Origin of the sequence: Acinetobacter sp. Q186-3, from assembly GCF_013420655.1 — a bacterium.
GTDB classification, from domain to species: domain Bacteria; phylum Pseudomonadota; class Gammaproteobacteria; order Pseudomonadales; family Moraxellaceae; genus Acinetobacter; species Acinetobacter indicus.
Window position 1 is genome coordinate 26,929 of record NZ_VOXS01000004.1, and the last position, 26,400, is coordinate 53,328.

Annotated in this window: 20 protein-coding genes, 2 pseudogenes and 1 other annotated feature; of the genes and pseudogenes, 3 read left to right on the top strand and 19 right to left on the bottom strand. The window is 44.5% G+C overall.

Going from position 1 to position 26,400, the window contains the following annotated elements; all coding sequences use genetic code 11:
- Positions 1-96: 96 nt before the first annotated feature.
- Positions 97-2,730: a DNA mismatch repair protein MutS gene (mutS, locus tag FTT64_RS04800; protein ID WP_180182094.1), complete on the bottom strand. Its 2,634-nt coding sequence runs from the start codon at positions 2,728-2,730 to the stop codon at positions 97-99.
- Positions 2,731-2,965: 235 nt separating this feature from the next.
- On the opposite strand from mutS, the gene FTT64_RS04805 reads away from it, so the two are divergent.
- The gene (locus FTT64_RS04805) at positions 2,966-3,133 is read left to right on the top strand and encodes a hypothetical protein (protein ID WP_180182090.1); all 168 of its coding nucleotides are present in this window, start codon (positions 2,966-2,968) and stop codon (positions 3,131-3,133) included.
- A gap of 1 nt (position 3,134) precedes the next feature.
- On the opposite strand, the gene FTT64_RS04810 is transcribed toward FTT64_RS04805, so the two are convergent.
- The 6 genes and pseudogenes from FTT64_RS04810 to FTT64_RS14415 all read right to left on the bottom strand — a co-directional run bounded on the left by FTT64_RS04810 (position 3,135) and on the right by FTT64_RS14415 (position 8,770).
- A protein-coding gene (locus FTT64_RS04810) for an IS3 family transposase (protein ID WP_180182095.1) occupies positions 3,135-4,354 on the bottom strand; the annotation gives its coding sequence in 2 pieces (ribosomal slippage) (positions 3,135-4,078 and positions 4,078-4,354; 1,221 coding nt in all).
- Positions 3,963-4,079: a sequence feature (AL1L pseudoknot), on the bottom strand. It overlaps the preceding gene by 117 nt.
- Before the next feature lie 79 nt (positions 4,355-4,433).
- Positions 4,434-4,991: pseudogene (locus tag FTT64_RS04815) on the bottom strand (IS5 family transposase); the annotation flags it as partial.
- 159 nt (positions 4,992-5,150) lie between these two features.
- Entirely contained in the window at positions 5,151-7,322 is a 2,172-nt protein-coding gene (locus FTT64_RS04820; protein ID WP_180182096.1) for a hypothetical protein, read from the bottom strand.
- Positions 7,298-7,369 (bottom strand): hypothetical protein, encoded by a 72-nt coding sequence (locus FTT64_RS14580; protein WP_350312041.1) that lies wholly within the window; start codon positions 7,367-7,369, stop codon positions 7,298-7,300. Before FTT64_RS14580 ends, FTT64_RS04820 begins: the two co-directional genes overlap by 25 nt.
- A gap of 355 nt (positions 7,370-7,724) precedes the next feature.
- Entirely contained in the window at positions 7,725-8,336 is a 612-nt protein-coding gene (locus FTT64_RS04825) for a hypothetical protein (protein ID WP_180182097.1), read from the bottom strand.
- Positions 8,337-8,647: 311 nt separating this feature from the next.
- A complete protein-coding gene (locus tag FTT64_RS14415) occupies positions 8,648-8,770 on the bottom strand; it encodes a hypothetical protein (protein ID WP_257220575.1) in 123 nt (40 codons plus the stop codon).
- Between the two features lie 65 nt (positions 8,771-8,835).
- Between FTT64_RS14415 and FTT64_RS04830 the strand changes: the two genes are divergently transcribed.
- Complete coding sequence (locus FTT64_RS04830; protein WP_155756624.1) at positions 8,836-8,988, top strand: hypothetical protein; 153 nt, start codon at positions 8,836-8,838, stop codon at positions 8,986-8,988.
- Positions 8,988-10,061, top strand: a complete 1,074-nt coding sequence (locus FTT64_RS04835) for a maleylacetate reductase (RefSeq protein WP_156189687.1) — start codon at positions 8,988-8,990, stop codon at positions 10,059-10,061. The genes FTT64_RS04830 and FTT64_RS04835 overlap by 1 nt, the downstream gene beginning before the upstream one ends.
- A 75-nt stretch (positions 10,062-10,136) precedes the next feature.
- On the opposite strand, the gene FTT64_RS04840 is transcribed toward FTT64_RS04835, so the two are convergent.
- The 12 genes and pseudogenes from FTT64_RS04840 to fis all read right to left on the bottom strand — a co-directional run bounded on the left by FTT64_RS04840 (position 10,137) and on the right by fis (position 26,102).
- Positions 10,137-12,140 carry a triacylglycerol lipase gene (locus FTT64_RS04840; protein ID WP_104471030.1) on the bottom strand — a complete coding sequence of 668 codons (2,004 nt, stop codon included), beginning with the start codon at positions 12,138-12,140 and terminating at the stop codon, positions 10,137-10,139.
- Positions 12,141-12,253: 113 nt separating this feature from the next.
- Entirely contained in the window at positions 12,254-13,162 is a 909-nt protein-coding gene (locus FTT64_RS04845) for an ABUW_2363 family tetratricopeptide repeat lipoprotein (RefSeq protein WP_005178801.1), read from the bottom strand.
- Positions 13,163-13,269: 107 nt separating this feature from the next.
- The gene (gene cysE, locus FTT64_RS04850; RefSeq protein WP_005178800.1) at positions 13,270-14,079 is read right to left on the bottom strand and encodes a serine O-acetyltransferase; all 810 of its coding nucleotides are present in this window, start codon (positions 14,077-14,079) and stop codon (positions 13,270-13,272) included.
- The gene (locus FTT64_RS04855) at positions 14,072-14,926 is read right to left on the bottom strand and encodes an RNA methyltransferase (RefSeq protein ID WP_005178798.1); all 855 of its coding nucleotides are present in this window, start codon (positions 14,924-14,926) and stop codon (positions 14,072-14,074) included. The genes cysE and FTT64_RS04855 overlap by 8 nt, the downstream gene beginning before the upstream one ends.
- 29 nt (positions 14,927-14,955) lie before the next feature.
- Positions 14,956-18,522, bottom strand: coding sequence for a DNA polymerase III subunit alpha (dnaE, locus tag FTT64_RS04860; protein ID WP_180182098.1), 3,567 nt, complete (start codon positions 18,520-18,522; stop codon positions 14,956-14,958).
- Positions 18,523-18,788: 266 nt separating this feature from the next.
- On the bottom strand, positions 18,789-19,484 hold the full coding sequence (locus FTT64_RS04865) for a methionine ABC transporter permease (protein WP_005178793.1): 696 nt from the start codon (positions 19,482-19,484) through the stop codon (positions 18,789-18,791).
- Entirely contained in the window at positions 19,481-20,506 is a 1,026-nt protein-coding gene (locus FTT64_RS04870) for a methionine ABC transporter ATP-binding protein (protein ID WP_075174374.1), read from the bottom strand. The genes FTT64_RS04865 and FTT64_RS04870 overlap by 4 nt, the downstream gene beginning before the upstream one ends.
- A gap of 75 nt (positions 20,507-20,581) precedes the next feature.
- Positions 20,582-21,451, bottom strand: a complete 870-nt coding sequence (locus FTT64_RS04875; protein WP_075166892.1) for a MetQ/NlpA family ABC transporter substrate-binding protein — start codon at positions 21,449-21,451, stop codon at positions 20,582-20,584.
- A 506-nt stretch (positions 21,452-21,957) separates the two neighbouring features.
- A pseudogene (locus FTT64_RS04880) lies at positions 21,958-22,510 on the bottom strand (GNAT family N-acetyltransferase).
- A 217-nt stretch (positions 22,511-22,727) separates the two neighbouring features.
- Positions 22,728-24,011 carry a phosphoribosylamine--glycine ligase gene (gene purD / locus FTT64_RS04885; RefSeq protein WP_180182099.1) on the bottom strand — a complete coding sequence of 428 codons (1,284 nt, stop codon included), beginning with the start codon at positions 24,009-24,011 and terminating at the stop codon, positions 22,728-22,730.
- 155 nt (positions 24,012-24,166) lie between these two features.
- Positions 24,167-25,741 carry a bifunctional phosphoribosylaminoimidazolecarboxamide formyltransferase/IMP cyclohydrolase gene (gene purH, locus FTT64_RS04890; protein WP_005178775.1) on the bottom strand — a complete coding sequence of 525 codons (1,575 nt, stop codon included), beginning with the start codon at positions 25,739-25,741 and terminating at the stop codon, positions 24,167-24,169.
- A gap of 91 nt (positions 25,742-25,832) precedes the next feature.
- Complete coding sequence (fis, locus tag FTT64_RS04895) at positions 25,833-26,102, bottom strand: DNA-binding transcriptional regulator Fis (RefSeq protein ID WP_001086304.1); 270 nt, start codon at positions 26,100-26,102, stop codon at positions 25,833-25,835.
- Positions 26,103-26,400: the final 298 nt, after the last annotated feature.

Consider the following 26,400-nt stretch of genomic DNA (forward strand, 5'->3'; position numbering starts at 1 on the left):
AATTTGATAAAAGTGCTATAAAACCATCAAAAAAACTTATAAATGAAAAAGACTCTCAAATGAGAGCCTTTCCATATATGAGATTCAAGTCTTGAATCAGGTGTTTAGCTGCTCTTTCAGGGCATACAATTGTTCTAGAGCCTGACGTGGAGTGAGATTATCAACATCCAGCTGGCGTAAGGCTTCGAGGGCCGGTGATGGTTTTTCAACTTCGACAATCCGTTCAATCACTTCAGTTTCTACCACCGGTTCACTGAATAAATCATGCTGGACCGATTTTTGTACCGACTGATGTGACTGCTTTTCCAGAATCTTCAGGCGATTTTGTGCTTCTTTAATCACATTGGCAGGAATACCGGCCAGTTTGGCCACCTGCAAACCATGACTCTGGCTGGCCGGACCCTGCTGGACTTTATGCAGTAAAATCAGGTTGCCATTGAGTTCTTTGGCCGTAACATGATAATTATCAATACCTGATTCTTTGCCTAGCTCGGTCAGCTCGAAATAATGCGTAGCGAACAGGCATAAGCATTTGATCCGTTTGGTTAAATCCAGCACACAGGCCCAGGCCAGGGACAGGCCATCATAGGTACTGGTGCCACGGCCGACTTCATCCATCAGCACCAGTGACTGATTGGTGGCATGATGCAGAATTTGCGAGGTTTCGGTCATTTCCACCATAAAGGTTGATTTACCGGTAGACAGGTCATCGGCCGAACCAATCCGGGTGAAAATCCGGTCAATCGGACCTAGCACCGCAGCTTGAGCCGGCACATAACTGCCACAATAGCTAAGCAGGGCAATTAGTGCGGTCTGGCGCATAAAGGTCGATTTACCGCCCATATTCGGCCCGGTAATAATTGCCATACGATGGTTAAAATCCAGTGTGGTGTCATTTGGGGTAAATGCGGTTTTGCTCAAGGCTTCCACCACTGGATGACGGCCGGCGACAATCTTGACTCCAATTTCCGGTGAAAATTCCGGACGGGTCCAGTTTTTCAGGCGGGCCTGATGGGCAAAGTTGGCCAGCACATCAATCTGGGCAATGGCGCTGCTCATCATCTGCAAATTGCCAATGTCCTGACGCAGCTCATCCAGCAGCATTTCAAACAGCATTTTTTCCCGTGCCAGCGCGCGTGATTCACTCGACAATACCTTATCTTCAAAACTTTTCAGTTCCGGGGTGATATAACGCTCGGCATTTTTTAAGGTCTGACGACGGATATAATGCTCCGGTGCCTGTTCGGCCTGCGCACGGGACAGTTCAATATAGTAGCCACTAACGCGGTTATAGCCAATTTTAAGCGTGTTGATGCCAGTACGTTCACGCTCCTGAATTTCCAGATCAATCAGGAACTGGCCGGCATGATCACGGATTTGACGTAACTCATCCAGCTCGCTGTCAAAGCCTTCGGCAATGACATTACCATCACGCAGCAACACCGGTGGCTGTTCCACAATGGCCGCCATTAAACGCTGGTAAAGGCCCTGAAAATCGCCCAGTTCTTCATTCAGCTGTTGTAAATATTTGGATTGGCCGGCACTGACAATCGGCTGCACGGCATGACGTAAATACGGAATCTGGGCACAGGCCTGACGCAGCTGCACCAGATCACGTGGGCGCGCACTGCCTAAAGCGACCCGGCTCAGCACACGTTCAATATCACTAATTTCTTTCAGTACCAGACGAATTGGTGCATCGTGATAACCGGTTAAAATCGCTTCGGTCGCATCCAGCCTTGCATCCAGCAGTGCGGTATCACGTAGCGGTTGCATTAAGGTGCGGCTAAGTAGACGACCACCCATCGCGGTCTGGCAGTCATTAATCAGCTGAAACAGTGAGGTGCCGTGTTCAAATAAAGGTTCAATCAGTTCCAGATTACGCCGGGTCACCGGGTCTAGCGCAATAAAATCGCTACTTTGTTCCAGCTGAATCGAGCGGATATGCGGCAACGCCGTTCTTTGGGTTTCTTTGGCATAGTGAATCAAGGCGGCGGCGGCGGCTTTGGCCAAAGGCAAATGATCAATCCCAAAGCCAGATAGGGTAGCTACGCCTAGCTGGTCACACAGGGTTTTCTGGGCATTATTCAGGTTAAAATCGACATTTGGACGTTTGGTAACCGGGCAATCCAGCTGTTTTTTAACAGACTCGATGATATTCGGATCGACAATATCTTCATCGACCACAATTTCGCTTGGCATGAGACGCGACAGTTCAATCGCCAGCTGTTCCGGTTGATACTCCTGCTGCTGGACCTTGAAAATACCGGCACTTAAATCTAGCAGTGCAATCCCGATCTGGTTCTGCTGTAAACAGAGCGCGACCAGATTGGAAGATTGATAGCTGTTGAGCAGGGCATCGTCGGTGAGTGTGCCGGGGGTAATAATCCGTACTACGCCACGTTCCACCGGGCCTTTGCCAGTTACCTCGCCAATTTGCTCGCAGATCACCACGGTTTCGCCTTTTTTGACCAGCCGCGCCAGATAACCTTCGGCAGAATGATAGGGCACGCCGGCCATCGGAATTGGCTGGCCATTGGCCTTACCGCGATGGGTCAGGGTAATGCCTAACAGTTTGGCCGCCTTGTGCGCATCATCAAAAAATAATTCGTAGAAATCACCCATTCGATAAAACATTAAAGAATGTGGATGTTGCATCTTCACTTTTAAATATTGTTGCATCATAGGTGTTAGTGTGGATAGGTCAGGTCCTATATTTTCTGTATTCATATCACTTAACACCTTTAAAATTAATAATATTTACAATTAATTGCATACAAAAAGTTTTCCTGACGAATCCTGTTGAATCTTGTCTAAACCTGAACAATCCAATGAGTAAGTATACTTTTTGGTGTACCTTTTATTGGTGTGTGGTTAAAATACTAAGAACAAGATGATTCGATTTTTGAATTTCTGAAACGGATTCTAACAAAAACTGTGGCTTTGTTTCTAAGGAGATTTTTAAGTGAGTGAAAAAGAAACTCAAGCAACTAAAAAAGTTGCTCTATCTGCTAAAGCAATAGAGAAAATGAAGAATGATAGTTATAAAGCCGATATAGGTGAGAATGAAGGCTTGCGAGTATACAAAGGGAAGACTGAACCGTACCGGGTTTGTGGGAGACTTTTTATTTAAGTTAGGCCACCTGACCTAACGGGTTAATTTTATCATAGTACATTGCTTCAAAATCAAAAGGCGATACATAACCCAATGCACTATGTACACGCTCTTTATTGAACCAATCTACCCAGTTTAGTGTCGTAAGTTGTACATCTGCTAAACCTTGCCAATCTGCTTTTAAATATTCAATCACCTCTGTTTTGTATAAGCCATTCACTGTTTCAGCCAGAGCATTATCGTATGAATCACCAGTTGTACCGACTGATGCTCGTAAATTTGCAGCTTCTAAACGATTGGTATAGCGAATAGAAAGATATTGAACACCTCTATCGGAATGATGAATCACATTCTTTGGTATGCCTCGATCGTGCAATGCTTGCTCAAGTGCATCGAGTACCATATCTGTATTCATCCGTGTAGATACTTTCCATCCAACAATTGCTCGTGAGAACACATCAATAATAAAGGCGGTATAGACCCAGCCTGAATTTGTTTGAATATAGGTAAAGTCAGCAACCCACAAGTGATTAGGCTGATCAGCTCTAAAATTCCGTTTCACCAAGTCAGGTGCTCGTTTTTGGTCATCTCGGCTACGGGTGGTTTGTTTGTTCTTACCTCGCCAAACACCTTGTATACCTAGCTTTTTCATTAATCGAGCAACAGTACAGCGTGCAATAATATAGCCTTCACGTTTCAGTTTTTGCCAGACTTTACGTACACCATACCGACCTGAACTTTCCTTCCAAATTCGTTTAATCTCCTCAGCATGATGCAAGTCATGTAAATCTCGCTTTGCTCGATGTTCTGGATTTTCGCAGAGATCTAGAGTCCGGTAATAGGTTGAAGCTGCGATCGGTAAAATCCTACAAATCGCATCAACACCATATAAGTCTTTATTGTTATGGATGAAATCCACCATTATTTGTGTGGGCGGTTGAGCTCCGCCTGGGCGAAAAAAGCGGCTGCTTTACGTAGAATTTCATTGGCACGCTTTAATTCTTTAATTTCACGTTCCATTTGCTTCATTTTTTCTTGATCAGATATCTGTTGTACTTTAATAGGATTTTGCTGATCTAAATGCTTTTGATGCCAGGCACGAAGTGTTTCAGGAGTACAACCAATCTTAGGCGCAATTGCTGTGATTGCAGCCCAAGTAGAAGGATAATCTTTTTCAGATTCAATCAATAATTGAACCGCTCTTTCTCTGATTTCAGGGGTATATTTAGATTTTTTCATCGGAACACTACGCTTCGCTACGTCTTGCGAAGCAATGCTTCTCATCTCAGGAAAGTTAGTCTCCGACAAACCCAGTACGGTTCAATGGGATTTGATTTAGCAGATCACCCAAGACTTGTGAATCACTGATATTATTTGTCGTAAGCTGAACTGCTCGTATTTGCAGTGTTTCAGCATGTATACCAATATGCAGTTTACGCCATTGGCGACGATATTCAGGCTGATGTTTCTTACGCTTCCATTCGCCTTCACCTAAAAATTTTAACCCTGTAGAGTCGACGAGTAGGTGTAACCCATCATGACTTTTCTGATAGCTTATCACAATATCAATATGCTTTTGTCGTCTACAGAGGGTGGAGTAATCTGGTGCTGTCCAATTCAAACCACAGAGTTTAATTAGGCTTTGAGCAAAGCCAGTGACCATACGTAAAGAAAGACGGAATAGAGATTTGATCATTAAACAACATTGAATCGCTGTATCGGAATAAGTTTGATTTCGTCCATGCTTGCCTTGTGGCTGTGCATACCATTGGGTCTTGGGATCAAACCAGATTGAAATGTTACCTCGCTTGATTAAAGCTTGGTTATACGAGGACCAATTGGTTGTACGGTAGATTTTAGGGATAGGCTTCTTCATCTGGAAATTATATTGCTGAAGAAACCTTCAAGAATAGCTTTGTGCAACAAAGCCTTTTATAATTAAATGCTTATTTTAACACCCAAGTTTTTTAATAAATTAGTATAAAGAAAAAATGCCCAAAGTATTGGGCATTTTTAAATATAGTGTTAAAGGTATTTAATGAATACGACCCTGCTGAACAACCCATTTGTAGAGCATTGAATTTTTAATCGTCGACTGCGCAACGAGGGCTGCACTTTGTTGGCCACATAAGCTCTTCCCTTCAATCTTAATAATTCGCTCAGCTTCAGGATTTGCAGCGGGTCGATAAATGGTGAACAACGTATCCTGATCGCTTGAATAATAACAAGTACGCTGACTTAGATTACCTGAGCCATCAAAATTAATGGTTTCTACTTTTCCTTCATCAAGAATATATGACATCGTCATAGTGCCTTCTTTATTTGTTTGATAAGACATGGAAGACATACCTGCCTGAACAGTCTTTCCTGAACCACGAAATGTATTCAGATCAATACCATAAGTATATTTTTCCGCAGAATTAAATGACAAAGGTGACAAAGTCAAATTCTCGGTATAACGCATGATATTTGTGTTTGGCCAATAACAATTCAAACTGTATGAATTACGAGTCAAACTCGTATCTGTAATACGGCAATCTGATTCAACTTTAATACTCACTCGTGCAGGCTTAGATTCTCCAAAATCATTTTTAGCAATATAGATAAAGTGATCTTCAACCGATTTAAATATATCAGGTGAATAGCTGAATTCGCCAGTGACACTATTTAAACTCAGTTTTCCATGTTTAGGAAGTTCTACCAGTTGAATCGAACTAAAATTTTCAGCATCTAAAATCTGATTCAATGTATTGTTATTAAGCAAGTTAAAGGCTTGGCTATATGCATTTGGTAACTCAACATCTAACTTGGCACTAATTGGGCCAAAACTGACATTATCCTTACGATCAACAATGGTAAAACTAAATGGTATTGGGGTATTTTTAGGCTTTTTCGCTGCATTATTTTCCTTATAGATAAATTTAAAACTTAACCCCGAACTTGATTCCACCACATCACCAACAATGTTTGGATGATTGCTCGTTACTGTGAAATCTTGTCGATTTAAATCGAGATCAATATAACGACTAAACTGCTGAATTTGCTTTGGTATATTGTCGTAATAATCATTTTTTAACAGGCTTTGAATCTTCTTCATACCTGTCAAAATACTTTGGAAAGATGAAATTAAAACATCAGGTACCTGATCACTTAGTTTCAATTTAAGCTGTGCTTTTCTAAAATCTGACACATTATGGGTAAATAAAATATCTGAACTGCTTGCTAGAGATACATCTGATGCTACACTAAAACTAGTGGTTATCATTCTACGATTTGAAATAGCATCAAAATCTTGTTCGAATGCTCTAAAGGTTTTACCAATTTCACAATGCTCGATGATGTCTCCCATCAATTTAACTACTTGGTTTCTTTTCTTATATAGAACTACACCACCAGCAGCCATCAGAATTATTCCCGTTGTAGGATCACCTTTTAACATCATCCAACCAATTCCAGCCATTGCTGCACCAAAAGCAGGTGCAATATTCGCTTTGGTCCAGATCAAAGAGGAACATTTATCATTCAATGTACTTAATGTTCGCATTTGCATGGCTTGTTGAACTTCACTGTACTGATTAGCCTGTAAAATTTGTGCCAACTTTTGTTTATCCGATGCTGTCATTTCACTTAATGCGATCTCTATACGCGAGAATAACATAAGCCATTCTTGACGTTGAGCTTCGTCTTCAAGGCTCGCCCCTTCCTCAGGATTCTCTAGCTGCATATAAAGTTCATTGAAGTAATCTTGAAGAAATTGATCAGCATTGGCAATCGCGGTCATACGTTGACCAGTTTCAAATTGATGTGTAATACGCTGATTATCCACTTGAATTTCTATTTGATGTTGTCCAACAGTAAGTTCAGGTAGCAAAATATATAAGCTTTGATCGACTAACCCATATTCTACGGTTTGACCATCTACTTTCACGTCGAGCTGATAATAAGGTTGAGTATTTGGTAAGTTGAAAGTCATGATCTCATGTGAGGCATAGACATTATTTTCCTTAAGGCTTGGCAATACAGTAAATGCAAGATCATCTTTGCTGATCGTGCGTTGCTTTGCAATATCTAGAGAGGGCTGTGGATTACCTCCAGCATTGTTATTTCCACCGCTACTACTTCCACCACCGCCACCGCATGCACTCAGTAGAATCCCCATTGATATGAAAGTTGATAACGTCATTACAGCACAAGTTTTTTTCGACATTGCTGATTCTCCCTTTTGCTTGTTGCTGATCCCGTACAGCTTTTCACCTTCTCTGAGGTGACAATGCAATGTCCGAGTACTTTATTCCAAACTTTTTAAATCTATTTTAAACGCACCCTATAATGCTCATGCACACACTACAACTAAAATAAACCAACATAAAACAGCAATTTAATCTATTTTCAATCACATTCAATATTACAAAGCATAAAATATATTTTTTTAAGACAATATCCCTATTTAGGGGTATTTTTTTATTTTCCTGTAATTTAAAATTTATCGATCTATCATAAAATGATAGCCATGGAGAAAATTATGAAATACTCTAATTTTTCAATTTTATTGATCTGTGGTAATCCCCCCTAAAAATAAAAGCATCTTAAACGATGTTATGTTTATTGTTTAAAATTTGGGGGGCTCATACTCTTGTGAATCATATTCTTTCTGTTTTTGATTTATTTCATTCTTTAAAGCATTTATTCGATCTTGGTATTTGTTGGCAAAGGCTTTTTGATCCTGAAGCCACTCATCGAATCCATGCTTAAGGTCTTCTATAGTTCCTTGGACAACACGCCCTTTAAATACTATTTCATCTGGCCCCATACCAATTGTGCAAGGTCTTCTAAGATATAAATAGTAAAGGTTATCTGAATTAGCTTTTTGAACATATAAAATACTCTCCATTACATCAGCCCAACCATTTAAGGCATAGTCATCAGAATCTTTTACTTTAATTGTATATTGATGATGGTATAGAGAAGTGGTCACAATCAAAATGTTTTTAACACCATAACCATGTTGATCTAAATTTATGTATCCATTAGGGAAGTGATTTTTAAATATATTGTACATCCATTCAAAATCTTCTTTTTTAATCTTTATAAAAGATGATGTTTCTATACTACTTTCTTGGATTACACCATTTTTATCCAAGTGCCATGATTTCTTCTTTTCATATAATTTTAAATAAATGACAAGCCCAATTAAAGCCAATACACCTAAAAGAAATTCCATATTTTGAGTTCGCTAACTTGTTAAAATTATTTGCTTAATATACAGTATTGATCAAAAAACGGATCGCTAGAATATACAAACTGTAAAAAATATCTAAGTACTATGATAGAGTTTCTGGTAGAAGATTTAAACGGAAAAGCATGCTCTTAGAGGTATGCTTTTTTATTATGTATACCTTTTAGTATACTAAATTTTAATTGTTTATAAAAAATATAATAAAATCAATAATAAGATACTAATGCATCATCGGGGTATGCGAAGATAAGTCAGCCACAATTTCTTGCATGTTCATGTACATTCAGTTCCTTCAATTAACGCATGGGTGTTGGAATGGCTTTCACCGCGTGGATGTCATTTGGGCCAGCTGGAGCAGATAAAACATCGTGTTTAAATCCTGCACGTCGATGCTGTTGACGACCCAACAAGCGCTTCATCTTAACAAATTTAGCTAGGCGGAAAAAACCGATTCTGGAAAATCTGTGCTGAAACTGAGCAGCTTATGGCGGAGAAAATTAAGCGAGCAATACAGCTGATGAAGATTGCAGCAGAGAAGACCAGGAAATATGGAAAGCAGCGTTGCAGCAATGCGCTCGAAGCAGCAGGAGAGGCACTCTATACTGGGGTAAAGAACAACATGAAGATGAGCCCATGATGCCCAAATTCTATTATCAGGCTTTGCCAGTACAGGTGTATTTTGGTGCGGGGGAAGCCAAGCGCACGCAGGATATTCTCAAGCAGGCCGGTTATCACAAGATTCTGCTGATTGCCACGCCCGGCCAGCAGAAGGCCGCTGAGCAGCTGGCCCGGCAACTTGGTGATTTGACCGTTACGGTTTATGCTCATGCGGTAATGCACGTGCCGGCAGAGGTGGCACGGCAGGCGATTCAGGCCGCCCAAGAATTACAGGTGGATTGCTGTCTGGCTTTGGGTGGCGGTTCGGCTATTGGTTTAGCCAAAGCCATTGCACTGGACACCCATCTGCCGATTGTAGCAATTCCGACCACCTATGCGGGCAGTGAAATGACCCCGGTATATGGTATTACGGAAAATCAGCTGAAAACCACCGGCAAAGCTGCACAGGTGTTACCGAAAATCGTGATTTATGATCCAGCGCTTAACCTGAATCTGCCGGCAGAGATTTCTGCCTGTTCGGGCATGAATGCCATGGCGCATGCGGTGGAGGCTTTGTATGCAGAAAATAAAAATCCGGTGATTAGCCTGATGGCGCTGGAGGCGATTCGCTGTCTAGCCACCGCTTTACCGGAACTGGTACAGCATCCGAAAGATATCCAGCTGCGTGAACAGGTCAGCTATGGCGCGTGGCTGGCTGGGATTTGTCTGGGTTCGGTGGGTATGGCGATTCACCATAAAATCTGTCATAGCCTGGGGGGTACCTTTAACCTGCCTCATGCACAAACCCACGCGATTATACTGGCCTATTCGGTGCATTATAACCGCCATGCCGATGTACAGGCGATGGATCAACTGGCCGCTGCACTGGGTGTTGACAGTCGGGAGGAGCTGGGCCGTTTTATCTATCAATTAAACCAGCGCCTGCAAATTCCTTTGGCCTTAAAAGACTTAGGGTTACCGGAACATGCCCCGGCGGACATTGCCCGGATGATTTGTGATTCGCCGTATTATAATCCGCGTGAATATGACGATGACGAATTAAAGCAGCTGTTGCTGCAGGCTTATGCCGGTTTGCCTCCTGCCACACTTTAATATGTGGCAATATGTAGCCATCTTCCAGAGATAAAAAACCGAAGCGGTTGAAGGCTTCGGTTTTTTATTGGCAGGTTAAGGTTTATATAAACCCAGCTCCTGCAAATGTAAGCGTAAAATCCGGCGCAGTTCCAACACTGCTTCTGGAGTTTCCTGAATCGAGTGGCCGCCGGTAATAATTTTTTCAGACTGGGCCTGTTTCAGATGCGCACTTTCATAGGCCACAATATCATCGGTGATGAGAGCAGGGTCGTTACTCTGACTGGTATTGCCCATAATACTATGATATTTCAGTCCTTTACGTGGCTGAATATCTTGAGTTAAGGCAATAAATTTGGATTGATGGCTTAAATCGCTTGGGCCATTTTGAATCAGGCCTTTATCTAGTTCATTGACCAGATCTTTCAGGCTCGGGTCTTCATTTAACAGCGAATCGGTGGCCGCATTTAAAAATGCCCCCGGTAAACGGATAATTTTACGCGCCACTTTGGTAAACCAGCGGTCGGCATATTCGGTACCGCGGTGCGGAGCGGCCAAGAAAATCGCCCGGTTAAAATTAGGAATATCCTGCATAATCAGGCGCTGCTGAATCACGGGAATACGGCGATATTTGGCCAGTTGCCGGTCACTCATCATCGACAGGGCTTCTTTGGATACATCGGCATCACTGACCAGGAGTCGGGCAATAATCCCGCCCATACTGTGGCCGACCAGCACCGCATCTTTTTTTGCTGCGGCTTTAGGGTTGACCTGCTGGAAGGCTTGGGTCAGCAGGGCATGAATCTGGAAACGGCTTTCAATAATTGGCATATTGGTCGAATAAAACACCTGCCAGACCTGATAATGCTCGCGTAACACTGGATCACCCATAATATCGTTGGTTAAGCGAATCCAGGCTTCCGGACTACTGGCCAGACCATGCACCAAAACCAGCACTTTTTTATTCGGATTATATGGTTCCAGAAAATATAAATGCGGCATGGTCAGCTTGTCATCACGGTCAATCAGTGACAGATAAGCCGATTTCAGCAGATTATTTTCCGCCAGCCACAGTCCATAAGGCGCAGAAAAATTAGCCGCCAGCGGATAGTTTTTATTGGCAATGCGGGCCTGTTCATATTTATAGGGATCATAGGCGCGCAGGCGAAAATCCTTGTTCAGGATATCCTCTACATTGCCAAACTGCTGCGGTTCAGCCACCAGGGTTGCCGCCAGATAACGGGCCTGATGAATATTCGGATTCTGATTGTTTGGATAACGATGGCTTAAAGGATCAATAATATAACGGGCTTTCTCTGGCTGATCTGCGCGTTGCTCCGGCAGAATGACCAGAAATTCCGAGCCAAAACCATCACGACGGGTAATGGAGCGCAAGCCTGAAAAGTTCAGGTCATAGGTGGCTCTTAACTGCTCGATTTTTTGCTGTTTTAAGGTTGGAAAATAATTGAAGTCAATATGATAGGTACTTTCACCGACCTGAATCTGGCTGGCCACCACATCCGGCTGATAGCGCAGGGTATAGCTGGACACCAGTTTGGCAATGGCCTGATTATAAAAGTCGCGGATTTGTACCTGACGGTTGTCAAAAATCCGGTCTTGTGGCGCCCGTTCGGTTTTGAACATATAGGCATAGCTATAACGGATACTTTTATCCAGCATAAACAGCTGCTGGTCGAGGCATTTTTGATAGTTCTGCTGCTGTAATTGCTGTTTTTCTTCGGACTGGTGTTTGCTTAAAATTCCGATTTTACAATTGGAAGAATCGGCCAGTTGCATGGCTTTGGCCAGATAAACTTCGCTGGCAGTGGACAGCAGCTGTTCATCCAGAATTTCCGGAATCTGCTTCAGTTCATCAATACACTGTTTCGGGTTTTCGGTACAGATTTGCGCTTCACGGCCAGTCATGGACAAGACATTGAGGCTGGCCTCGCTCAAGCGGTCACGAGATAAAATACTTTCCCGCTCGTTGGCAATGCTGACATTTAATGCTTGCTGTTTAACACTGACCGTTTGGCAGCCAACGAGAATGGAACTGCTGAGCGCGGTGGCCAGCATCATCTTATACGTCATAGTGGTCATGTGAATTCGCATCGTATTTTATAAGTTTTTTTTAATCATACTGAATTTCTTGGTTTTTTCAATTGACAAAAAAATAGGCCATCTAACATGACCTATTTTTTCTTGCACCGGGCTTAAGCCTTCGGTGTCATGATTTGCCAGACATTCCAGCGGCCCTGTTTTTCAATTTCAGTAATTAAACGGTCGGCCACAGCTGCTTCTTGCGGATACTTGATCTTGTAGTTTTTCAAGGTCTGTACCGCATTTTTCTTTTGCTCTAAAGCAATATAGTTGTTGGCAGCAGCCAGATAGGCTTCCTGTACGCCGGCTTTCATGGCTTTATCTAAATAAGAAATTGCTTCACGATGACCGCCACCTTCAGACAGGGCAAAACCAAACCAGAAATTGGCTTCGGCATCTTCCTTGTTAATTTTCAAGATGCGCTGCGCATAAGCCAGAGAACGGGTGGTATAAATTGAACCTAAGTCCAGGTTACGTGCCATTACGCTGGCTTTAAAGGCACGAATCAGCACATCAAAAGAGGCATTTTCCTGTACCGCCAGGCTGTCCAGTTGTTGGGTGACTTCTTTGAGTTTAGCTTCAAAACCGCGGCGTTCCTGACGGTCAGTAAAACGTGGCGGATAGTGACGTGCTTTACCTTCGACCATCTGTAAAAAGTCATCAATTTCGGTGATATCAATTTCATTTTCACCGGCCAGCACCGCAAACTTCAAGCTGCGCTGGTTGTTGTTGATGGTCGGAATAATCAGACGGTTGGTGTCTAAAGTAATTTTTTTCGATGGATTATCCGGGGCAGTTACTTCCATTTTAGTCACTGGCTGGGCCGCAGCCTGTTGCAGGTTCAGTTCAAATGGAGGAGGTGCATCATAATTAAACGGATTTAAAGCATAAAATGGAGGGGTCAGATCAGGCTCGGTAAACACAATTGGTGCATTGGCTGGGTTTTGTTGTTTTGGTGCAGTGGAACAGGCTGAAACTAAAGTGGTCGCAATCAGAGCAAATGCCAAAGGCTTAAGCGTCATAATATTCATCCGTTAATTTATTTTAAAATGGCTGAGCATGTTCGTCAGTCTAAAAAATCTGTGACGAACATGCAAGAGAAGGCAAGAAGTTTGCTGTTACCGTGTTGTTAAGCTTTGGACTGGCTGCTTTGTGCTTCACATTCACGGCGCACATCTTCAATAATTTTTAATTCTTCAGCACTAAACGGCTGTTCGTTTTGCTGCTGCTTTTTAAAGCTTGGGTCGAGTAAAGACAGACGCTGGCATAAGGTATTCATGCGTTTTTCATTGTGCTGAATACGGTCTAGCAAGACCCGCATACCGTCTAGAATCGGATCAGACTGATCCTGGGTGGCCGCATAGGGCTGGAAACCGATGCTTTCAGCATAGTCACGGCGACGTGCTTCGGCTTCATCTTTCGGCTGATCTTTGGTAATAAAACGCGCCGGATTGCCGACCGCGGTGGTATTGGCCGGTACCGCTTTGGTCACCACTGCATTGGAACCGACTTTGGCATTTTTACCCACGGTAAATGGCCCGAGAATTTTCGCGCCAGCACCAACAATCACGCCATCTTCTAAAGTCGGGTGACGTTTGCCTTTGTTCCAGGTGGTCCCCCCAAGGGTCACGCCATGATACAGGGTCACATCATCGCCAATTTCGGCTGTTTCACCAATCACCACACCCATACCGTGGTCAATAAAGAAACGGCGACCAATTTTCGCGCCCGGATGAATTTCAATACCGGTGGCAAAGCGGCTAAATGAAGACAGCAGGCGCGCCGAACCCTTGCAGTCTTTGTTCCAGAGTTCATGTGCAACCCGATGCATGATCAGGGCATGAATGCCGGGATAGGTAGTTAAGACTTCCAAGGTATTGCGTGCAGCAGGATCGCGCGCAAAGACAGCTTGTATATCTTCTTTGAGCTGTTTAAGCATTATCTTGATCCTCGTCCTGTGTCGATGTTGTTGATGATTTTTTCCATGAACCGTTATTCAATGCCTGTACGCGACTAAAAATGCCACGTAATAAGTGATATTCCATACGATCTAATTGTATACGTCCAAAAAGCCGACGCAAGCGCAAAGGTAATAATCTTGGATTTTTCGGATCCATAAATTCAATCTCGGCCAGCATTTTTTCAATATGCGGATAGAACTGTTCCATCTGGGCATGGGTCACCAGAGGCTCATCCCATTCCATTTCAATGCCATCAAGAACCTGCATGGTGGCTTTAGGGTCTGGCTGCTGTTCTACCCGGGCCATGGCTGCCATCCGCATTTCATAACAGATAATCTGAATGGCCTGGGCCACGTTTAACACGCCGTAATCGCTATTCACCGGAATGGTGACATGGTAATTGGCTAGGGCCAGTTCTTCATTGGTCAGACCACGATCTTCACGGCCAAAAATCACCGCAATTTCCTGATGCGATGCCGTGACGGCCTGCATGGCTTTTTCCGCAGCCGGGCGGACATCCAGCAGCGGCCAGGGAATGGTGCGGCTGCGCGCACTGGTACCAAACACCAGATGACAGTCCTGAATGGCCTGTTCCAGGGTGTCGACAATTTCAATCTGTTCAATCAGATCGGTGGCACCGGCCGCCAGTGCGTCAATATCCGGATGCGGATAGGTCTTCGGTGCGACCAGCACCAGTTTGGACAGGCCCATGGTTTTCATGGCGCGTAAGGCGCTGCCGATATTGGCGGGCAGAGTGGTATTGACCATGACAATACGCACATGGGAGAGATGTGCTGACAAGGCAGCATTGTCGACTTGACTCATACAAGGTCCAGAATAAAGAAAATTTTAAATTAAGAATATTGACCCATTTCGGCCTGATATAAATCGAGCGCATCATCCATGCTCATGTCCGCTGGAGGTGCCGGAACGTGGGCAGGCTTGGGCTCATGCGCAACCGCTTGGGCGGCTTTAGATTTCACCTGATATTCGATATGCAGAGCATCTTTACCAAAATAATCACGTAGCTTGATCAGCAGTTCATCCATTGGCGCGACTTTCCATTGCACGCCTAAATGTAGTTCAGCAGTGGCATAGCCATAATCTACATACAGGATCACAGGAATATGCGCGCTCATATCAATATTGGTATACGGCATCAAAATCTGCTGTACATCACGACTCAGCGTTTTGCTGTCATGTTCAGCAGACAGCGTAATCTTGATACTGTTGGCCCGTTTCTGACGGATTTCATTTAGGCTAAAGGCTTTGGTCAGACGCCCCATTGGACGGTCAAAACCTTCGCGCTCATAAATTTCGCCTTCAATCACCACCACTTTTTCAACCTGGATGATGTCTTTAAAGCGCTGGAAACGCTCGTGATTGGCCGATACTTCAATTCGTGCGGTACCATCATCTAAGGTCACCACCACCCGGTTCGGGAAGTTGGCCACATCCAGCACCAGTCCGGCAAAGACTGTGGTGACCCCACGGCGGGTTGGACTCAGTTCATTAATGCGAGCCGGAATAAAGGATTTCAGCTCAGCCCGGTACACATCAATCGGGTGGCCGGTCAGGTACAGACCTAAGGTATCTTTTTCACCTTTTAAGCGGACTTCATCGGACCACGGTTTGACCGGTTTTGCCGGTTTGCGCTGTACTTCTTCGACTTCACCAAACAGGTCCATAATCCCGGTTTCACGGTTAGAACGGGCCTGTTCTGCGGCTTGCACCGCTTCTGGTAACTGCGCCATCAGGCTGGAACGTTCAATGCCTAAGCAGTCTAGCGCACCGGCACGAATCAGGGCCTCTAAGGTCCGTTTATTAATTTTTTTCAGGTCAATCCGGTGACAGAAATCAAATAGGTCTTTATATGGTCCTTGCTGGATACGCGAATCAATCACCGATTGCATGGCCTGTTCACCCACGCCTTTAATTGCGCCTAAACCATAAACAATAGTTTTGTCATCGGTGGCATGGAAATGATACAGCGACATATTCACCGACGGTGGTAATACTTCCAGACCATTGTGGCGGCAGTCATCAATCAGGAACACTACGTTATCGGTGTTCTGCATTTCCGAGGACATGACGGCAGCCAGGAACTCAGCCGGGTAATGGGCTTTGAGCCAGGCGGTCTGGTAGGCCACTAACGCATAGGCAGCCGCGTGTGATTTGTTAAAACCATAGCCGGCGAACTTTTCCATATAGTCGAAAATATGGTTGGCGGTGGCTTCATCAATATCTTTTTGGGCTGCACCTTCAATAAAGATTTTACGCTGCTTGACCATTTCTTCGGGTTTTTTCTTACCCATGGCACGGCGCAGCAAGTCTGCACCACCAAGCGTATAGCCGGCACAGTACTGTGCGGCCTGCATCACCTGCTCCTGATACACCATAATCCCGTAAGTTGGCTCCAGTACGCCTTCGAGCAGCGGATGCAGGTATTCAAATTCACCGCCATGCATACGATGAATAAAGTCCGGAATCAGGTCCATTGGACCCGGACGATACAAAGATACGAAGGCAATAATTTCTTCAAACTTGCTTGGGCGTGCTTCTTTCAGCATCTTTTTCATGCCCACGGATTCAAACTGGAATACCGCAGTAGTATTAGCATTGGCAAAGACCAAATAGGCATCTTTGTCATCCAGCGGAATATGGGCAATATCCAGCGGGACCTCGGGTTTAACCCGTTTATTGATATTCTGCACCGCATCTTCAATTACGGTCAGGTTACGCAGCCCCAGGAAGTCGAACTTGACCAGACCAGCGGCTTCAACGTCATCTTTATCGTACTGGGCCACCCGGCCGGTGCCATCGGCATCACACAGCACCGCAGAGAAGTCGGTAATTTTGGTCGGTGCAATGACCACACCACCGGCGTGTTTACCGGTATTTCGGGTAATGCCTTCCAGCTTTAACGCCATTTCCCAGATTTCAGAAGCATCGTCATAGTCCGGGTTACCCGGATTGGTGACAATATCTTTTAACTGCGGTTCAGCCGCCAGCGATTCTTCCAGACTCAGACCCAAAGGTTTGGTCGGAATCATTTTGGAAATACGGTCGGCCAGACCATAAGATTTACCCAAAACCCGGGCCACGTCACGAATCGCGCCTTTAGCGGCCATGGTACCGAAGGTGGCAATCTGCGATACCGCATCACGGCCATAGGTACGGGCCACGTAGTCAATCACGCGGTCACGGCCGGCAATACAGAAGTCGACGTCAAAGTCGGGCATCGAGACACGTTCCGGGTTCAGGAAACGTTCGAACAGCAGTTCATAGCGCAGCGGATCCAGATCGGTAATTTTTAAACTGTACGCCACCAGCGAGCCGGCACCCGAACCACGACCCGGACCGACCGGCACGCCGTTATTCTTCGACCACTGAATGAAGTCCATCACGATCAGAAAGTAACCCGGGAATCCCATCGAGTTAATAATATTAATTTCGTATTCAATCCGCTCATCATACGGTTTTCGGATTTCAGGCCAGTCTTCATCGCGCTGCGCTACCGGATAAAGATGGTTCAGGCGCTCTTCCAGACCTTCCTTGGATAAATGCGCAAAGAAGGTTTCAATGGTATGGCCTTCCGGAATCGGGTAATCCGGCAGGAAGTATTTGCCCAGTTGCAGCGTCACATTACAGCGCTTGGCAATGTGATAGGTGTTTTCAATGGCAGACGGAATGTCGGCAAACAGCTCGGTCATTTCTGCAGCGGTTTTAAAATACTGCTCCGGGCTGTAGTTTTTTGGTCGGCGGCTATCGCCCAAAACATAACCATCGGCAATACAGACGCGCGCTTCATGCGCTTCAAAATCTTCACGGCTGATGAAGTGCACATCATTATGTGCCACCACGCCAATATTATATTTTTTCGCCAGCTGTACCGCTTCATAAATGAAGTCTTCTTCATTCGGGCGATTGGTGCGGGTCAGGGCCAGATAAACCCGATTTCCAAACTTGGCAATCCATTCTTCAAGTAAAGGTTCGGCTTTTTGCGGGTTAGAGGTACAGAGCATTTTACCGACATCGGAGTGAATGCCGAGCAGGGCGATTAAATCGTCATGCTGCTCCAAGACCCAGTCTTTCTGTACGCAGGGAATATCCAGCTGCTGGCCTTCAATAAAACCGCGCGACACGATTTCGGTCAGATTACGCCAGCCATGATTGTTCATGGCCAGTAAGGTCATGCGATGTTCGGCATCATTCAGGCGGATTTCCGAACCCATGATCGGCTTGATGCCTTTGCCCAGACATTTGCCATAGAATTTGACGGCGGCATGCAGGTTGGACAGGTCGGTGATGGCCAGGGCAGGCATTTCTTCACTGGCTGCGGCTTTGACTAAATCAGGTATACGTACGATAGATTCTGTAATCGAAAATTCAGTATGAATACCAAGATGAACAAAGTGCATAAATCAGTCCCTGCAAAAACCACTGCACATTTTAGCACGGGATTTTGGCTTTCAGTTTGAAATTAAGGGGAAATGGCGAAGTTTTAGATATGTAAACCAACGTAGCGGATTGGTTTCTCATCACTTGAACAGTAATCTGCATGGGCTGAAAACCAGCGTTTTCGGGCTGCTATGAGGGTGATTAACAGCCAAAATAAAACCCTCCGTAGAGGGTGATTGATTTGAGGGCAGGTAATCTGTCTCGTGCTGGATAGAGAGGCGAGCCCTTATCTGAGTTTAGCCAGCCATTCACCTAGCATCTGCACAATTTGCACCAGAATCAGCAGCACAATGACGGTCAGAATCACCACGCTGGTATCAAAACGCTGGTAACCGTAAGAAATGGCCAGATCACCAATACCACCGGCACCGACGGCACCGGCCATTGCAGTTGCACCAATCAGGCTGATGGTGGCGGTGGTCAGGTTTAGAATCAGCGAGCTACGTGCTTCTGGCAAAATAAACTTGAAGATAATTTGTAGTGGCGTGGCACCCATGGCTTGTGCCGATTCAATAATCCCTTCATTCACTTCCAGCAATGAGGTTTCCACCAGACGGCCAATATATGGACCGACATAAATGGTCAGCGGGACAATGGCAGCCCAGGTGCCAATTGAGGTACCGACCAGAAACTTGGTTAAAGGAATAACGGCAATTAACAGGATAATAAATGGCAGGGAACGTAGCGCATTTACAATCGGGTTCAGGCCATGATAAATCGCGCGGTTCGGTAAAATACCGCCCGGACGGGTGGCGACCAGGGTAATCCCCTGAATAAAGCCCCAGATACAGCCAAACAGCATGGCAAAAAACACCATGTGGAAAGTTTCTTGTAAGGCTGTGACAAACTGGTCCATCGACAGGGCGCTTTTCCAGAACGGCGCGGTCAGGCTGGTGAGCCACTGGACAATTAAATCTCTCATCCTTGTACTCCTGCTTGTTCAACCTGAACCCCATTTTGTTCGAGGAACTGAAGTGCTTGCTGAATAATGGCCGGGTCCCCTAGCAACTGAATAAACATCTGCCCAATCACCGCGCCATTAATTTCAGTCATGTTGGCAAATAAAATATTCAGGCTTAAATCAAACTGTTTAATTACTGCCTGAATCACGGTTTCCTGCGCCGATTTCCCTAAAAATTTCAGGCAGTAAATACTGTGCTGATTCTGGTTTTCCAGATTGTTTAAAATATTCACCGGTAACTGCTGTTGCAGCACGGTTTGAATAAAATTCTTGGTGGTTGGATGCTGCGGCTGGCTAAAAATGTCCAGGGTAGAACCGGTTTCAATCACCTGGCCATGTTCCATAACGGCCACATAATCACAGACTGATTCAATTACATCCATTTCATGGGTGACCATGACAATGGTAATGCCTTGTTCACGATTAATTTTTTTTAGCAGTTCCAGCACCGATTGCGTGGTTTGCGGATCCAGCGCACTGGTGGCTTCATCACAAAGTAAGATTTTAGGATGATTGGCCAGGGCACGGGCAATCCCGACCCGCTGTTTTTGACCGCCAGACAGCTCATCTGGATAGGCATCTTTTTTATGTTTCAGATCAATAAATTCGAGCAGTTCATTCAGGCGTTTTTCACGCTCTGCCGCCGACCAGCCGAGCAGTTTCATCGGCATTTCAATATTGGCCGCTACGGTTTTGGTTTGCAGCAGGTTAAAGTGCTGGAAAATCATGCCGATATTGGCACGTTCCTGACGCAGCGCCTTGGCACTTAAAGCGGTAAAGTCAGTGTTATTGATGATTACCTGACCTTCATTCGGGCGCTCCAGCAAATTAATCAGGCGAATGAGGGTACTTTTTCCTGCACCACTATAACCAATAATTCCAAAGATACTGCCATCTGGAATTTGCAGATTGACCTGATCCAGCGCGCGAATGGTCTGGCCTTTAAGCTGATAATGTTTGGAAATATTCTTAAATTCGATCATAGCGTCAAGAAACTGTACAAAAATGAAAAACAGGCAAAGTACACTTTGCCTGTTTGTTAACTCAGCATTATATGCTTAATTGGTTTCAGTTAAATAGCTGACAGGTTTATTTACCGCAACTTTTGTGCCACCGAAGTTTTGATCTACATACTGTTTCACCGCTTCAGTGTGATAAAGCTCACCGACTTTTTTCAGGATCGGGTCATCTTTACGTGCTTCTGCAACTGCCAATACGTTGACGTTCAGCTTGGTGCTCTGGTCAATTGGTTCGTAGAAGATTGAATCTTTCAGTACGTTTAAACCGCCTTCCATCGCTAGGGTATTGCCTAGCACAATGGCATCCACTTCATCTTTAACACGAACTGCAGTCGCCATTTGAATTGGCTTGATGACAATTGCTTTGGCATTTTCAGTAATGTCATTTGGAGTGCCCGTTGCAGGAGAGAAGCCTGCTTTCAGCTTGATCAGACCTGCAGATTGCAATAACAGCAGGGCACGCGCTTCATTGGCTGCATCATTCGGAATAGCAATGGTCGCGCCGTTCTGGAACTCTTCCACTTTTTTCACTTTGCTTGAGTAAATACCCATTGGCTCAAGATAGGTGGTCGAAACCGGCGCAATCTTCTGCTCATTGTTGGCATTGTAAGCCACCAGATAAGCATAAGACTGGAATGCGTTCACATCAATTTCGTTGTTTGCCACAGCGGTGTTCATTGAAACGTAATCGGTGAAGTTTTTCACTTCCAGCTTGATACCCGCCGCTTCAGTTTCAGGCAAAGTCGCAATATAGCGCCAGATGTCAGCATCGGAACCGGTAGATGCCATGGTGACGGTTTGTACAGTTGCAGCATCAGTTTGTGCGGCGTCAGTTGCCGGCGTTTCCTGTTTTGCACAGCCAGCTAAACCAACAGAAAGACCTAGAACCAGGCCAAGGAACTTTTTCATGTGTCCATCCCAAATAAAGTGAAGCAGCCAAGCTGTTACTTTATTGATAATTTTAAGCGCCGGGATTTCACTTGAGCCGAAAGAGGCGAGATTCAAGTCCATCCAGTGCGCGAATTCGTTTAGGCTTTCAGCTATCTGCTGTATTTTTCAATTGACTTTAAAAACGCTTAAAGCCATGTAATTGAAAACTTTATTTTTAGAAGATAGCGAAAAAATGGTCTACATCATAACAATAAATTGATATACAAAATAGTGTATAGAAACTAGACCTTTAGCCGTATTCTTTCATAAGTAAAGTTCATAAAATAAGAAAAGAATAAATAAATCAATTTACTATTTTGAATTGAAAGGGCTAAATCTATGAAAAAATCTTATAGATGTTTATATAAAAAATTATCCAATCTAAATCGTAAAAATAGATATAGCACAGATGGGGTAGGATGATAGATCTTTATAATGATTATTTCCTTCAATCCTATGACAGTTTTCATCCAAACTTGAGATTTTTAATGCGCTTGCAGATAGCTTTGGCGATCAATTTGATAGAGCACATGCATGAGTAAAGGATGATCTGCCGGCACCAGCGGATGCGCAAAGGTTTTGACTTTGCTTAAGCCAATTTTTTTGCATGACTTTTTCCGAGGGCGTGTTGAGCACGGTAGTAAAGGAAACTACGTTGTCCAGCTGTAGCTCACGAAAAGCATAATCCAGTACGGCTTTTGAGCCTTCGGTGGCATAACCGTTGTGCCAGTATTGCTTGGCTAGTCGCCAGCCAATTTCAATACATGGGGCAAAATCATAGTGTTCTAGATGCTGATGTAAACCAATAAACCCGATAAATTCACCGCTACTTTTTAGTTCGACAGCAAACAGGCCTCAGCCGTGTGTGGCAATAAAATTCTGGATGCGTTGCATAAAAGCCAGACTTTGCTGCTCGGTCAAGGGATTGAGGAAATAACGCATGACTTCAGGGTCGGCACACATTTGGATAAATGGGGCAGCGTCGCTGTCTTGCCATTGGCGGAGGATCAGGCGAGGGGTTTGCAGGTGGATTTTCATGTTAAAACGATTAATAAGCTCTTGATGCATCATAAATGCATTTATCAAGAAAAGAATGATAATTTCCGTAATGAGATAAGACATGGAATCCCTTCTGCCTTTAGGGTGAGGGTTTTCACCTCTCCCTGACCCTCTCCTGAGAGGAGAGGGAAACCTTCGAAGCATAAAAAACCCCGCACTCAGCGGGGTTTTTTTACTTAATCAATCTAAGAGAGAATTAAGCATTTTCACGCGCAATCGCACGGTAACCAATATCTTTACGATATTGAACGCCGTCGAAGGTTACTTTTTGGCAAAGTTCTAAAGCTTTTGCTTGTGCTTCACCAATGGTGTTGCCTAGTGCAGTTACGCAAAGTACACGACCACCAGCAGTGACAATCTCACCATTTTCATTGGCTTTAGTACCGGCATGGAACACTTTGGCATCGGTCATTTCGGTGTTTAAACCAGAAATCACATCGCCATTGCTAGACGTTTCTGGGTAGCCTTTAGATGCTAAAACAATACCAACAGTCTTACGCTCATCCCATTCAGCTTCTGCTGGCAAGTTACCTGCAATACCAGCCTTAACCAGATCAACCAAAGATGATTTTAAACGCATCATGATCGGTTGAGTTTCAGGATCACCGAAACGACAGTTAAACTCGATTACCTTTGGTTGACCTTGTTCATCAATCATCAAGCCAGCGTACAAGAAACCGGTGTATACGTGACCATCTGCTTTCATACCGTCAACGGTTGGGCGCATTACTTCTTTCATCACGCGCTCAAATACGTCTGCAGTCACCACAGGCGCAGGAGAGTAGGCACCCATACCGCCTGTGTTTGGACCTTGGTCGCCTTCAAAAATACGTTTATGGTCTTGAGAAGTGGCCATTGGCAAGATGTTGTCGCCATCAATCATACAAATGAATGATGCTTCTTCACCTGCAAGGAATTCTTCAATCACTACGCGAGAACCGGCATCACCAAATTTGTTGCCTGCCAGCATGTCATCAATGGCTGCAAATGCTTCTTCGTTGGTCATCGCCACGATTACGCCTTTACCTGCAGCAAGACCATCCGCCTTGATCACAATCGGCGCACCATTTTTTTCAACAAAGGCTTTGGCTGCATCAACTTCAGTGAATACGTCATAGAATGCAGTTGGAATGTTGTGGCGTTTTAAGAAATGCTTGGCAAATGCTTTAGAGCCTTCAAGCTGCGCTGCAAACTGGGTTGGACCCCAGATTTTTAAACCTGCTTCACGGCAAGCATCCACCACACCATTGACCAGCGGTGCTTCAGGACCAACCACGATTAAATCTACCGCATTGTTTTTTGCAAAGTCGATAATCGCCGCATTGTCTAAAATGCTTAAATTGATGTTTTCACATTTAGCTTCGGTTGCTGTACCTGCGTTGCCTGGTGCAACAAAAACTTTAGCAACTTTTTCATCTTGTGCGATTTTCCATGCCAATGCATGTTCACGACCGCCATTACCCAAAACTAAAATGTTCATTTAAAAAATCCCTCAAAATTGAATCCCTCCCAACCTCCCTTTAAGAAAGGGAGGGGAATCGCGAAAAACACTGTTCTCTTACGCGAAAAGTCCCCCTTTTTACAAAGGGGGATTTAGGGGGATGATTAAATACGACTTCTAATTAATTTAGTTAATTAGTGACGGAAGTGACGCATGCCAGTGAACACCATGGCAATACCAGCTTCGTCAGCTGCTGCAATGGTTTCTTCATCACGCATAGAACCACCCGGCTGGATAATGCATTTGATCCCTGCTTTCGCAGCGTTATCAATACCATCACGGAACGGGAAGAATGCGTCAGATGCCATCACTGCACCTTCAACCACGAGGCCTGCATGTTCAGCTTTAATTGCTGCAATACGCGCAGAGTTTACACGGCTCATTTGGCCTGCGCCCACACCGATGGTTTGACGGTTTTTCGCATACACAATCGCGTTAGACTTCACGTATTTCGCCACTTTCCAGGCAAAGATCATGTCGTCAATTTCTTGCTCGGTTGGAGCACGTTTGGTCACCACTTTAAGATCATCTTTGGTGATCATGCCCAAGTCTTGGTCTTGCACCAGCAAACCACCGTTGACACGTTTGTAGTCCATTTGTGGCGCACGTTCGTCAATTGCTGGTAATTCGCCACAGACCAGTACACGTACGTTTTTCTTCGCGCCAGTCACGTCCAAAACACCTTCAGCAACGCTTGGTGCAATAATCACTTCAACGAATTGACGGTCAACAATGGCTTGTGCAGTTGCAACGTCTAATTCACGGTTGAATGCAATGATGCCACCGAATGCAGATTCAGGATCGGTTGCATAAGCCAAGTCGTAAGCCGCTTGAATGCCGTCTAAAGATACCGCAACACCACATGGGTTGGCGTGTTTTACGATCACACAAGCAGGTTTCGCGAATGATTTCACGCATTCAAGCGCAGCATCAGTGTCGGCGATGTTGTTATAAGAAAGTTCTTTACCTTGCAGCTGTTTAGCTGTTGAAACAGATGCTTCAGTTGCCGCTGGGTCTACATAGAATGCAGCCGATTGATGCGGGTTTTCACCGTAACGTAAATCTTGTGCTTTGTTCAATTGTGTATTGAACGTACGCGCAAATTTGTCTGCTTCGCCTTGTTCTTTACCTACGCGAGCGCCTAAGTAAGATGCGATCATGCCGTCGTATTGTGCAGTATGTTCAAATGCTTTCACTGCCAGGTCAAAACGGGTTGCGTATGACAGGCTGCCTTCAGCTTTAAGCTCGGCAATAACAGTCGCATAGTCAGATGCGTTGACGACGATACCGACAGACGCATGGTTTTTCGCCGCAGCACGAACCATGGTTGGACCACCGATGTCGATGTTTTCAATCGCATCTGGCAGGGTGCAGTCAGGTTTTGCAACCGTTGCTGCAAATGGATAAAGGTTCACTACCACCAAATCGATTGCATCGATGTTGTGTTCTGCCATTACAGCTTCGTCTAGACCGCGACGAGCCAGAATGCCGCCATGAATTTTAGGATGTAAAGTTTTTACACGACCATCCATCATTTCTGGAAAACCGGTGTGCTCTGAAACTTCAACTACAGCGATATTGTTGTCTTTAAGCAACTTATATGTACCGCCTGTAGATAAAATTTCTACCCCAAGAGCCACTAGATTTTGTGCAAACTCAACAATTCCAGTTTTGTCAGAAACAGAGATTAAAGCGCGTTTAATAGTCATGATTTTCGTCACAGTTATCAAAAAACAGATTAAAACATTAGCAAAATGCGGTTAAAAAAAATGCCCACGAAAGCCGCGAGCATTTTATCATTTATTCACTCATTAAACCGTGAGCTTTTAACTTTTTACGTAAAGTACCACGGTTTAAGCCTAGAATCTCGGCAGCACGTGTTTGGTTACCACGTGTATATTCTAGAACTACAGATAAAAGAGGTTTCTCCATTTCTGCTAGCACCATGTCATACACCTGAGAAGGTTGCTCGCCTTGCAATTGAGCAAAGTAATGGCGAACTGCGCGATCAACGTGGATACGAAGAGCGACATCAGATTGTGCAGTAAAAATAGGAGATTTGCTATTCATGCGAATTAATCCGAAAAATCAGATATCACTTGGGTAAAGTGATATATAAATGTGGTCTATAAATAAATGAACCCCGTTTTAGATCCTAAAACGGGAGTTCTAAAACTGGAACATTTAGCTTGCCACAACTCACAGCGCTGGTCGAAAAATAAGCGTAACAATAGATTAATAATTGTTACAGACCAAAAATCGAAACGAAAAAACCTGCTCAATACGCGTTATTGAAAATAAGGCGCATTCTGCGAGTTTCTATTTGTTTTGAATTACTGAGGAGTATGCAGCACTAAGCTTACGTGGC

What these genes read in the sequence shown, in the direction of transcription:
- mutS (WP_180182094.1), bottom strand. Translation starts at nt 2,730, where the DNA reads ATGAATACAGAAAATATAGGACCTGACCTATCCACACTAACACCTATG.
- FTT64_RS04820 (WP_180182096.1), bottom strand. Translation starts at nt 7,322, where the DNA reads ATGTCGAAAAAAACTTGTGCTGTAATGACGTTATCAACTTTCATATCA.
- FTT64_RS04825 (WP_180182097.1), bottom strand. Translation starts at nt 8,336, where the DNA reads ATGGAATTTCTTTTAGGTGTATTGGCTTTAATTGGGCTTGTCATTTAT.
- FTT64_RS14415 (WP_257220575.1), bottom strand. Translation starts at nt 8,770, where the DNA reads ATGAAGCGCTTGTTGGGTCGTCAACAGCATCGACGTGCAGGATTTAAA.
- FTT64_RS04830 (WP_155756624.1), top strand. Translation starts at nt 8,836, where the DNA reads ATGGCGGAGAAAATTAAGCGAGCAATACAGCTGATGAAGATTGCAGCA.
- FTT64_RS04835 (WP_156189687.1), top strand. Translation starts at nt 8,988, where the DNA reads ATGCCCAAATTCTATTATCAGGCTTTGCCAGTACAGGTGTATTTTGGT.
- FTT64_RS04840 (WP_104471030.1), bottom strand. Translation starts at nt 12,140, where the DNA reads ATGACCACTATGACGTATAAGATGATGCTGGCCACCGCGCTCAGCAGT.
- FTT64_RS04845 (WP_005178801.1), bottom strand. Translation starts at nt 13,162, where the DNA reads ATGACGCTTAAGCCTTTGGCATTTGCTCTGATTGCGACCACTTTAGTT.
- cysE (WP_005178800.1), bottom strand. Translation starts at nt 14,079, where the DNA reads ATGCTTAAACAGCTCAAAGAAGATATACAAGCTGTCTTTGCGCGCGAT.
- FTT64_RS04855 (WP_005178798.1), bottom strand. Translation starts at nt 14,926, where the DNA reads ATGAGTCAAGTCGACAATGCTGCCTTGTCAGCACATCTCTCCCATGTG.
- dnaE (WP_180182098.1), bottom strand. Translation starts at nt 18,522, where the DNA reads ATGCACTTTGTTCATCTTGGTATTCATACTGAATTTTCGATTACAGAA.
- FTT64_RS04865 (WP_005178793.1), bottom strand. Translation starts at nt 19,484, where the DNA reads ATGAGAGATTTAATTGTCCAGTGGCTCACCAGCCTGACCGCGCCGTTC.
- FTT64_RS04870 (WP_075174374.1), bottom strand. Translation starts at nt 20,506, where the DNA reads ATGATCGAATTTAAGAATATTTCCAAACATTATCAGCTTAAAGGCCAG.
- FTT64_RS04875 (WP_075166892.1), bottom strand. Translation starts at nt 21,451, where the DNA reads ATGAAAAAGTTCCTTGGCCTGGTTCTAGGTCTTTCTGTTGGTTTAGCT.
- purD (WP_180182099.1), bottom strand. Translation starts at nt 24,011, where the DNA reads ATGAACATTTTAGTTTTGGGTAATGGCGGTCGTGAACATGCATTGGCA.
- purH (WP_005178775.1), bottom strand. Translation starts at nt 25,741, where the DNA reads ATGACTATTAAACGCGCTTTAATCTCTGTTTCTGACAAAACTGGAATT.
- fis (WP_001086304.1), bottom strand. Translation starts at nt 26,102, where the DNA reads ATGAATAGCAAATCTCCTATTTTTACTGCACAATCTGATGTCGCTCTT.